The organism is Aquimarina sp. U1-2, from assembly GCF_017897595.1.
Classification (GTDB): domain Bacteria; phylum Bacteroidota; class Bacteroidia; order Flavobacteriales; family Flavobacteriaceae; genus Aquimarina.
In genome coordinates, this window is record NZ_JAGKIK010000122.1 from 1 (window position 1) to 346 (window position 346).

At 46.8% G+C, this 346-nt stretch carries 1 protein-coding gene; it reads left to right on the plus strand.

What is annotated here, in order from left to right:
* On the plus strand, positions 1–346 hold a 346-nt coding region (locus J8281_RS19315; RefSeq protein ID WP_210199269.1), incomplete at both ends, for a hypothetical protein.

Sequence of the window (346 nt, forward strand, 5' to 3'; positions counted from 1 at the left end):
GGAACATCAACTCCCGGTGATGATTTAGTAGCACCAGGAGAAGGCGTTTGGAGTGTAAATACCACAACAGGAGCCATTACTTTTACGCCATGTACTGCAGCAGGTACTCCAGATGCGAGTTGTACGGGAGCATTTACAGGAGATCCTACACCTATTCAATACACAGTAGCAGATAATGATGGTAACCGATCTAATCAAGCCACAATAACACTTGATTACAGTGCACAACCGCCCGTGGCGCAAGATGATCTAAGCAGCGCTAATGTACCAGGTACTACGGCACGTTTGGACCCTACTGCCAACAACGGTAATGGTGTAGATAATGATCCCGATGGGAGTTTAGATG